Below are 10394 nucleotides of genomic sequence, written 5' to 3'. Positions count from 1 at the left end.
CCCACCAGGTCCGGCACCTGCTGACCATCGACTACCCCCACGCCGAGCGGGTGGTGCTGGTCATGGACAACCTCAATACCCACGGCATCGCCTCGCTCTACGAGGCCTTCGACCCCGCCGTCGCGTTCGCTCTCGCCGGGCGCCTCGAGATCCACCACACCCCCAAACACGGCTCCTGGCTCAACATCGCCGAGATCGAACTGGCCGCACTGACCCGCCAATGCCTCGACCGCCGCATCGACGACCTCGACGTGCTCAACACCGAACTCGCCGCCTGGCAGACAGCCGTCAACGCCGACCAGCGCCAAGTCCACTGGCACTTCACCACCGCCGACGCCCGCACCAAACTCCGCCACCTATACCCCAAACATTAGTGGCGACGGTCTACTAGGCGGAGTCGACGACCAACTCACCCTGCATGCGATCGACCCAGCGGTATGGCGAGACCGTCCCGCCCCGTGGATGGCCCGGCTCTGCTACGCGCTGGCGCTGCTCGTCGAACCCATGCGCAACCCAGCCGCGCTGCTCGGATCGCGACTCACGCAGCTCACCGAGGGAACCGGCCCGCGCGATCTGGCAGCGCTGGCCANAGCCGACGAGGTCGCCGACCTGATCGCGATGCGAGACCTGGCCTGCGAATCACTGCTGCCCGCGTTGGCTGGCCAGCCGGGCGAGTCCGGGCCGACGTTCGCCGGCAGTGAAGATCTCAACGCCGACGCCGACCTGATCGTCAACGGGCTGTTGCTGGACATCAAGGCCAGCCAAGGGGGCAGCCCCCGCAAGGACGGCACCCGGACGATGAGCCTGTCCCGCAGCGACCTCGACCAGTTGATCGGCTACGCTCTGCTCGACTACCCCGACGAGTACGATCTGCACTCGGTCGGCCACTACCTTGCCCGCTACGGCACGCTGATCACCTGGCCGCTGGCCGACCTATGCGCCGAACTCGCCGGCCACCCGATCGCCCTGCCCGACGCCCGCGCCGCATTCCGCCATGTCTTGCAGGAAGAGCTGCCCGCCTACTGGACCCGCATCGGCAGGACCGAGTCGTCCCCGGCGAGTCCGGCCGTCGGCGAGATCCTCCTTGACCTCCCGCCCAGGCCCACGCGGAAGCGCAGCTCAGCGACGCCGACCTGATCAACACCTGGACCACCGCTACATGAGCCAGGATCAACCGCCGGTCCCACAGCCGAACGGCGGGTCACCCGCAGACTCGTCGGCGTGGCGCTGATGACCACCGATCCTGGCCTGACAGCAGATGCCCATGCATGGGTGTGCAGACCCCGGGCGACCGGTCTATAGGTGAGCCGGCCGAGGCCGGTGGGCCGGTTCAGCCACTGGCCGCGGAAGAGGTCCTTGAACCAAGCGGCCTGCCGAAGCGGGCCACGGTGCGCCGTCTGCTGCCCAGCTGGCGCGCGATCGCCTACTGGGTGTCTCCCGCATCCAGCAGGGCGTGCACGGCTGCTTGGGTGCGCCGGGTTCGCTTTGCGAACCCGGCGGCGACCGTTTGGTGGCGTGCGGATGGGTCGGCCCCCAAGACCTGCTCGGCGAACGTCACCACCACACGGCCGGTCTCGACACAGCGGTACCGGCGAACCCCGCAGGTCAACCACGACCCGCGTTCCGCCGATGGCGGTGTCGATCGGCCGCCGCCTGTAGCACCTGTGCACCCGTGAGGACACCGTCGCGCATCGTGGGCACGTCACCTGACGTGCTCGTATAAGCCCCTACGGCCGGATACCACCGTCCGTTCACCGCCGCTGACGGTGACGTTCGCCAGACCCGTACCTGCTGGAGTAGCCGCCCTGGCCCCTCCCCGAACACGGCCCGTGAGCTGTCCTGGGTTCGCGAGAGGCCGGGTTCATGTCGCCTTATCGTGGCTGAAAGTATGCACTACGCATAAATTTGCAGCCTCGTGGCGCCGGAGGGCTCCCGTCGGAGTTGCGGGTGTGCCATGACCAAGTGGACCGGGGGGCCTATGGTGATCGAGTTGCCGGCTGAGGGACGGCAGGTGCGTGTCGACGGCACCCTGAAGACGGTCCGGGGTGCCGACTGGGCAGACGACGGAGCGATCGAGCTCTTCGTCCTCGACGCTGGCGAGCCGCGCCGGATCCTGCTGTCCGAGCAGCGGCTGGCCAGCGGGCTGGTCCCGATCAACGACCGTGGTGGCGACCCCGCGCGGGCGCTGACGGCCCTGTGGGGATGTGGGAGGCAGCACGCTGTGCCCCGCATCCGCTCTGCGGTGCTGGCCACGCGCCCTCTGCGCCCGTACGCCCATCAGAACGACGCCGTCCACGGGCACATGCTCAGCCAGCCACGGCCGCGGTTCCTCCTGGGAGACATCGATCCCGGCACCCTGATCACCCAGCGGCCCGCCGACGTGCTCGACCGGATCCAGCCCGAGGTAGGGCAGTCCCGGGGCGGAGCATTGCTTCATACGCGCTGGCGGGCAGCGGATATGGCCAAACAATGAGCATGTTCGATGTGGAAAGTGCGCCAGCCGGCAGCCATCGGGAGCCGATTCCGGTGTCGGACATCGACATGGCTCTCACCTCGCAGCTCGTGGTGGCGTGGGCGGGCGAGACGGGAGAAGAGCCCAGGCTGGGCTGGTGGCGGTCCGATCTCACATCCGAATACGGCGGGGAAGACCTGTTCCGTCGACTGCTGCCGTCCACCTGGCGCTGGGCCGCGCTCGAAGGCGCGCGCGAGGCCGCCCGGCGGGTCGATTCGGAACTCCGGCGCCGTGACTATGAACCAGACCGGATCGTCTCGCTCTTCAGCCTGGGCTTCGAACTGGACGAGCGGATTGAGGAGCGCCTCGCGGACCTGAAGCGCTCGGGCCGTACGCCGGACGAGGCGCTGCCGGGCCTCGCGGTCACCAGTGACGGCTGGCACCCAGATAGCTTCTGGGACTGGGTCGCCGGCCATGGCGAGGCAGGCGGAACCGCCTCCCCGACCGGGCGGCGGCTCAGCGGGAGTCTCCCAACTGCCGTGGGGCAGCAGGCACGCAGGCTCGTCGCAGGGTTGGCGCCGGCAGCCGAGCGCTATCCGCTTCCCCACTTCAAGAGGGCCCTGTGACGGCCCCGCGCGAGACGACCCTCGTGCACACGCGGCTGTCGCGGTGTGCCCTCGAGGTGGAGGACTCACGCGCCTTCTGGGCCCGCGCCGACGGAGCCACGAGCGCGAGTGCCCAGCGGGCATTCGACGAGTACTGGTTTGGCGCCCGGAGCCTGGCGCGTGTCGAGGTTCTTCTCGCCAACATGCGGGCCCGCTTCAGCGCCTTCCCTGCTGCACTCGCCGTCCTTCACGGCTGGCAGCACATGCTGCCGGAGACGCGTCGGGTTATCTGCCACTGGCACCTGCAGCTCAGCGACCCGCTCTACCGGCGCTTCACGGGCATCTACCTGGCGGAGCGCCGTGCGGGGGGCCGGCCCGAGGTGACTCGGGACCTCGTGGCCGCCTGGGTTGGGCTGCACGGCCCCAGCCACTGGACGATGACGATGCGCATCCAGTTCGCCAGCAAGCTCCTGTCTGCGGCGTACTCAGCTACCGCGGTGACGTCTAACCGGGATCCGCGCCCCATTGGGACGCCGCGCGTGCCGGACGAGGCTCTTGAGTATCTCCTGTACCTGTTGCGCGAGACGGAGTTCGAGGGCAGCCTCCTCGACAACCCGTACCTGAGATCAGTCGGCCTTGACGGCGCCATCCTCGCAGAGCGCCTGCGCGGACTTCCCGGCCTTGCGTTCGGGCGGCAGGGGGATCTCACCGACTTTGGCTGGCGCCACCAGAACCTGCGCTCCTGGGCGGCGGCGACCCTCCGCGATGGCACCTCGAGCCTGGCCGGGGCCGCGCTGTGACCGTGCCCCTGTTCCAACAGAGCCCGCTGTTCCAGCATGCAACCCTGCACGAGGCGTTCACCGCACTGCGCCGGGACCTCATTCACGAGGACGGCCCACGCATCAGCACGATGCGCAACTACCGCTTCGCCATCGTGCAATACGAGCCGGCCGAGGAGTTCAGGCTCCGCGGCGAGGTGCAGCACCTGACCGCCGACCTGGTCGCGAACGGCTGGATGGTCATCTCGATCAGCCTGCAGAAGCTGTTCCTTGACCGGGTCAGGGCGCAGGGCCAGGACTGGGTTGACCGCGTCGTGGCCATGGAGAGACGCCTGGCCGGCATCGACCCGGGACGCGGGCTGAACTACCTCAAGGAGAAGGTCTCGCCGCTGATCGAGGGACCGGACGGGATCGCGGCGGACTGCTCCCGGCTGATTTGCGAGTACGCCGACAGCCATCCTGACAGCATCGACCGGACGGTGGCCCTCATCGGGCGCGCGGGCGCGCTCTACCCCTTCATCCGGTCGTCGGCCCTGCTGCGTCACCTCGACGGCCGGACGCGGAACGTCCCGGTCGTCCTGCTCTATCCGGGTGAGCGCCGGGGGCCGACGGGGCTGTCCTTCATGGGCGTCCTCAATCCGGACAACGACTACCGGCCACGGATCTATCCATGAGAGGGGCGCCATGCTGATTCGAGACCTCTTTGCCTCCGACGTCACCCGGGACATCCCGCCCGTCGTCTACTTTCACGAGCAGGGACCGGACAAGCTCGCCGGCGAGGTCTCCGAGTACATCGTCACCGGCGGCTGGCCCGAGAACCACCCGAACCATCGCCGGGTACCGCGCGGCATCCACGAGCAGTACGTGGCGCTGCTGACGGGCATCACCGCGGCGCTCGGCAAGCCTGGTGGCCCCGACCTGCCCAACGCCTGGATCTCCGGGTTCTACGGCTCCGGCAAGTCGAGCTTCGCCAAGCTGCTCGGCCTGTCCCTCGACGGTGTCGCGCTGCCGGACGGCGGCTCGCTCGCCGAGGCCTGGCTGGCGCGGGACACCTCGCCGAACTCCGCCGAGCTACGCGGGGCCTGGCAGAAGTTGCGGCAGCGGATCGATCCGCTGGCCGTCGTCTTCGATGTCGGGTCCGTCGCCCGCGACGGGGAGCACGTCCACGCGGCGGCGATCCGGCAGGTCCAGCGGCGGCTCGGCTATTGCGCGGAGCCTCTCGTCGGGGATTTCGAGCTGCGCCTGGAGCGCGACGGCGAGTGGTCCCGCTTCGAGGAGAAGGTCCAGGAGGTACTCGGCGAGCCCTGGGCCGCCGTGAAGGGCAACTCGATGGCCGACGAGGTCTTCTCGCTCGTCATGAGCAAGTTGTATCCCGACCGGTACACCGACCCGATGGCCTGGTTCCTCAGCAGGGGTGGTACGCACGCACGCTCTGAGTCGCCCGAGGAGGCCGTGGCGGCCATCCGCGACATGCTGAAGTTCCGTCGCCCGGACGCCACGCTCTTCCTCGTCATCGACGAGGTCTCCCAGTACGTCCTCTCCCACAAGGACCGGGTTGACCGGCTGCGCGCCTTCGCGACGGCACTCGGCGCGACGCTCCGGGGACGGGCCTGGCTGCTGGCGCTCGGACAGCAGATGCTGGACGAGGAGGCGGACGACTCCTTCCTCATCTGGGCGCGGGACCGCTTCCCGCCGGGGCTCCGCGTCCACCTGGCGCCAACCAACATCAAGGATGTCGTCCACCGGCGCCTGCTGCAGAAACGGCCCGACGCCGAGGAGCCTCTCCGCGCCCTCTTCGAGAGCAACCGGCCCGACCTCAAGCTCTACGCCTACGGCTGCGAGTCGGTGACCCCGGAGGAGTTCATCGAGGTCTACCCGATGCTCCCCGGGCAGATCGACCTGGTCCTGCAGATCACCACCGCCCTGCGGACCCGCTCGACCCGGGCACAGGGCGACGACCAGGCGATCCGCGGCCTGCTCCAGCTCCTAGGCGAGCTCTTCCGCGATCAGCGCCTCGCTGAGCGACCGGTCGGCGAGTTGGTGACCCTCGACCAGATTTACGAGGTGCAGCACACCGCCCTCGACGCCGACGTGCAGGACTCGATGGCCCGCCTGCTGGGCCAGTGCACCGCCGACGAAGACCGGTTCCTGGTGCGGGCGGCCAAGGCGGTGGCGCTGCTGGAGCTGATCCAGGAGACCCAGGCCACCGACGCCCGGCTCGTGGCGCAGTGCCTCTATGACCGGGTCGACCGCGGTAACCAGGTGGCGGCCGTGACCGAGGCGCTGGAAGAGTTGCGCCGNCGCAACCTCCTCGGGTACTCGGAAAAGCACGGCTACAAGCTCCAATCCTCGGCGGGCGAGGAGTGGGAGCGCGAGCGTCGCGACATCCCCGCCCCGCGCGAGGCCCTCAGCGAGATCGTCCAGGATGGGCTCAAGTACCTGCTCGCAACCCCGGACCGCCCGCAATTGCAAGGCCGGACGTTCCCCTGGGCCGGCCGGTTCTCCGACGGCCGCCGCGCCGACGATGTCACCCTCCTTGACCCGCGTGACGACGCCGCCGTCCGCATCGACTTTCGTTACCTGCCCCTCGAAGAGCGCACCGCGACCACGTGGATCACCAGGAGCGGCGAGGCTGCGCTCCACGACCGCCTTGTCTGGCTTTCCGGCGACAGTGAGGCCGTCAGAGAGTGCGCGCGGGAGCTGCACCGCTCGCGCGCCATGGTCAAGAAGTACAAGGTGCGCCGCGACTCACTCAATCCGGCTCGCAGGCTCCTGCTCCAGCAGGAGGAGAACCGCGCCGAGGACCTCGACAAGCGCGCGACGGACACCATCGCGGCCGCGTGGATGGCCGGGCAGATGTACTTCCGGGGCCGCGGTATCTCGCCACCGGATTACGGTGCGACGTTCGCCGTCGCGCTGCACCAGGCCGCGAACCGGGTGCTGCAAGACCTGTTCCCGCACTTCATCACGGTGCAGGTCCAGCCATCGGAGCTGCTCCAGCTTGTTGCGGCCGAGCTCTCCGGTCCGTCAACCAAGTTCCTCACCGGCGACCTGGGCATCCTCGATCTCGACGCCGGACGGTACGTCCCCTCGTGCGGCGGTGTCGTGCCTCGCCGCGTTCAGGAGTACATCGAGTCCGAGGGCGGGCTCAGCGGCACGGCGCTGCTGGCCCGGTTCGGCGGCCCGCCCTACGGCTACACGGCGAACGTCGTGAAGGCCTGCGTCGCGGGCCTGCTCCGCGCCGGCAAGGTGCGCCTGCAGCCCGAGGGCGGCGACGAGATCACCGCTATCCGCGACGCCGGGGTACGCGACCTCTTCGAGCGGGATCGAGACTTCCGGCGCGCTACCATCTTCCCCGCCGGCCAGGACGACATCGGCCCTCAGTCGCGAGCGCGCATCTGCCGGTTCTTCGAGGACCGCCTCCAGACCCACATTGATCGCGAGGACGACCAGATCGCCAACGCGGTCGTGCAGCACTTTCCCCTCCTCGCGCAACAACTCCGCGAAATCCAGCGTCGGCTCAGCCAGCTGCCAGGCTCGCCTGAGGGACCAGCGGCGCTCGATCGGCTCGGCGAGGCCCTGGAGAAGTGTCTCAGGAACTGCCGGCAGACCAGGCCGACCGTGCAGGAGGTCAAGAGGAACCTGGACGCACTACGGGACGGTGTGACCACCCTGCAGCTCTACGGCGCGGAGCTGACGGACGATGCCATCCAATCCGTTGGGGACGCGCGCCGCGTGCTCGACCACGAGGCAGGTCAGCTCGCGGCAGCGGGCATCGAGCCCACGAATGTCACGCAAGCCGCGACGCGCATCTCCAGCCAGCTCTCGGCGGAGCGGCCCTGGCTCGGGATCGGCGAGCTCGATGCGGATCTCACCGAGATCCGCGCCTGCTACAGCGCGGAGAGGCAGCGGCTGCTCCAGTGGCAGGAACGGGAGGCGGAGGCGGCCCGCGGCCGGGTCCGGGCGCGCACGGGCTTCAGTACTCTCACGGCCGATCAGTCACACGACGTCCTGCGCCCCTTCACGAGGGCCGTCACCAACACCACCGCCGAGGCGGTTGCGCCTGCGCTCACCGCCCTGGCTGACCCGTTCACGCTCGCGCTGCAGCGCGCCGAGGACGAGGCGAACCACCTCCTCGACGACATCCTGAGCGCGGGCGATAGGCCGCTCATCACCACTGTCGACCTGCGGCTGCGCAATCGAGAGGTTGCTACAGAGGCTGACGTACAGGCGCTCGTTGAGGAGATCCGGGGCAGGCTACTCGACCAGATCCAGGCCGGCACCCGGGTGCGGCTGCTGTGAACGGGGCGGCGACCATGTCCATGACCTCCGACGCGAAGCACGCACTCGCGACGACGATCCGCCTCCTCCGTGCCCGCCTCCTGGACGACCTGCACGACGCCACCGAGACGGCCTACCGGCTTGCGGTCTCCAGCCACGCAGCCGGGCTGGACGAGGCCGCGCGCACCAGGCGCAGGCGGCTGAAGGCATGGGTGGCCGAGCAGGTCCGGGCGCGGGGCACCGCCGGGGCCAAAGCGGACCGATCCGAGGAGAACTTCCGGCGCGAGGCCGAGAAGCAGGCGGCCTACACCCTCCTGAACCGGCTGGTCCTGCTCCGGCTTATGGAGGCACCTGGTCTCTCGGGCCGGCCACTCCGGACGCTCGCCGTGGTGACGGGCGGCTGGGAGAGCCGCGGGTACCTGGAATTCCGGGAGCTCGCCCCACAGATTGCCCGCGACGACGAGACAGAGGGCTACGCGTTCCTGCTCCGCCTGGTCTTCGAGGACCTCGCCACCGAACTGCCCGGCCTCTACGGCCCGGCGGGCGTCGCCGACTTGGTCCCGGTTCCCGCGGCGACTCTGCGGCATGTCATCGACGCGCTGAACTCCGAAGCGCTGGAGAGCTGCTGGTCCGACGACATGACGCTCGGCTGGGTCTACCAGTACTGGAATGATCCCGAGCGCGAGGCGCTCGACGCCAAGCTCAACGACGGCGGCAAGGTAGAGCCGCACGAGATCGTCAGCAAGACGCAGATGTTTACCGAGCGGTACATGGTGGACTGGCTGCTCCAGAACACCCTGGGACCGATGTGGCTGGCCATCTGCCAGCGCCACGGGTGGACGCCCGAGGTGATGGCCGACGGCACACTCGACCGCCTTGAGGATCGACGGGCCGGCTGGCGGGCCAGGCGCACGTCCGGCGAGGTCGCGCTCACCGACCTGATGCCGCTGCATACCGGCGCGGAGCGGCGTTGGGCGTACTATCTGCCGCAGCCGGTCCCCGACAGCGCCGTGACGCAGGCACCCGAGACCGTCCGCGACCTGCGGCTACTCGACCCGGCTGTCGGCTCGGGGCACTTCCTGGTCGTGGCGCTTGACCTCCTGGTCGCGTTCTACCGGGAAGAGGCCCGCCACCGGGGCGAGGACGGCGAGGACCGCTGGTCCGACCAGTCCATCGTCGAGCGGATCCTCGCGCACAACTTGCACGGCATCGACCTAGACCCGCGGGCGGTGCAGATCGCCGTGGCGGCGCTCTGGCTCAAAGCCCGGCAGGTGGCACCCGACGCCCGTCCCGAGCGGCTCAACCTCGTGGCGTCCCGCCTCCGCCTCGCGAGCTTGGCCGACGACGACCCGGCATTCGTCGAGCTGCGCCGCGAGGTGGAGCGCGAGACAGGCATTCCGGGCGCGCTGACCAACACGCTGATCCACGCCCTGCGCGGCGCCGACCACCTGGGCTCCCTACTCAAGGTAGGCACGGTGGTCGACGAGGCGCTGGAAAGCCACGAGGCCGCCCTGAGCCGCGCGGTACCCGAGCAGGGCGACCTGTTGATCGGCTTCAGCCCAGAGCCCGCACGGATCACCATCGGCCGCTCCGAGGCCAGGGCCACACTGCTCGACCGGCTGGAGGACTTCCTCGCCCACCACACCGGCGGCGACGACCTGGGCCTTCGGCTACGCGGCGAGCAGTTGGCTGCGGGCGTCCGCTTTGTGCGGCTGGTCCGGGAGGGCACGTACGACCTAGTCGTGGGGAACCCGCCGTACCAGGGCACGAGCAAGATGGCCGAGACGACGTATGTCTCTCGAACCTACCCGCTCGGCAAGGCGGACCTCTACGCCGCGTTCCTGCTCNGCGGGCTGGAACTGGTGCGTGACGGCGGAGTGTCGGCGATGCTTACGATGCGAGACTGGATGTTTCTCAAGCAGTACTCGGGGCTGCGGGAGCATCTGTTGGGGACGCACGGCCTGGAGGCGCTTGGAGACTTCGACCGGGGGGCCTTCGAAAGCGTGCCCGACGAGGTCGTCAGTGTCACCGTGTCAATATTTGCCCGTGACGTCACGGCCGTGGAGACCAGCGCGCTTTGCCCTACGCCGAGAGAAGACAAATCACGGGATAGCGCACGAACCCAACGAAAGCGTGCTGCTACTTTATGTCATGAGGGCTGCCACGCCTTCGACTCGGCCGCACTCAAAATTGTACCGGAATGGCCGCTGGTCTATTGGTGGACGGCAGACTTCCTGGCCGACTATGCTGCTGAACCTAAACTGCGGGATGTTTCGC

Annotated in this window: 5 protein-coding genes and 4 pseudogenes; all 9 read left to right on the top strand. The window is 69.0% G+C overall.

Annotation, left to right across the window (positions count from 1 at the left end; all coding sequences use genetic code 11):
* A partial coding sequence (locus UK82_RS18935; RefSeq protein WP_173667318.1) for a transposase occupies positions 1-374 on the top strand: 374 nt, incomplete at its 5' end.
* 1637 nt (positions 375-2011) lie between these two features.
* Positions 2012-2473 (top strand): hypothetical protein, encoded by a 462-nt coding sequence (locus UK82_RS18925; RefSeq protein ID WP_152989944.1) that lies wholly within the window; start codon positions 2012-2014, stop codon positions 2471-2473.
* Positions 2470-3078: a BREX-6 system BrxE protein gene (gene brxE / locus UK82_RS18920; RefSeq protein WP_201784218.1), complete on the top strand. Its 609-nt coding sequence runs from the start codon at positions 2470-2472 to the stop codon at positions 3076-3078. Before UK82_RS18925 ends, brxE begins: the two co-directional genes overlap by 4 nt.
* 23 nt (positions 3079-3101) lie before the next feature.
* The gene (locus UK82_RS18915; protein WP_201784217.1) at positions 3102-3857 is read left to right on the top strand and encodes a hypothetical protein; all 756 of its coding nucleotides are present in this window, start codon (positions 3102-3104) and stop codon (positions 3855-3857) included.
* Positions 3854-4510 (top strand): DUF1788 domain-containing protein, encoded by a 657-nt coding sequence (locus UK82_RS18910; RefSeq protein ID WP_055408454.1) that lies wholly within the window; start codon positions 3854-3856, stop codon positions 4508-4510. Before UK82_RS18915 ends, UK82_RS18910 begins: the two co-directional genes overlap by 4 nt.
* Positions 4511-4520: 10 nt before the next feature.
* Positions 4521-6136 (top strand): annotated as a pseudogene (gene brxC / locus UK82_RS42895) (BREX system P-loop protein BrxC); the annotation flags it as partial.
* Between the two features lies 1 nt (position 6137).
* Positions 6138-8138 (top strand): annotated as a pseudogene (locus UK82_RS38670) (BREX system P-loop protein BrxC); the annotation flags it as partial.
* 14 nt (positions 8139-8152) lie between these two features.
* A pseudogene (gene pglX, locus UK82_RS42890) lies at positions 8153-9964 on the top strand (BREX-6 system adenine-specific DNA-methyltransferase PglX); the annotation flags it as partial.
* Position 9965: 1 nt separating this feature from the next.
* Positions 9966-10394 (top strand): annotated as a pseudogene (locus UK82_RS42885) (SAM-dependent methyltransferase); the annotation flags it as partial.

This window comes from Frankia sp. ACN1ag, assembly GCF_001414035.1.
Classification (GTDB): Bacteria; Actinomycetota; Actinomycetes; order Frankiales; family Frankiaceae; genus Frankia; species Frankia torreyi.
Note: the sequence above shows the minus strand (reverse complement) of the source record. Positions and strands in the feature narration are given on the sequence as shown.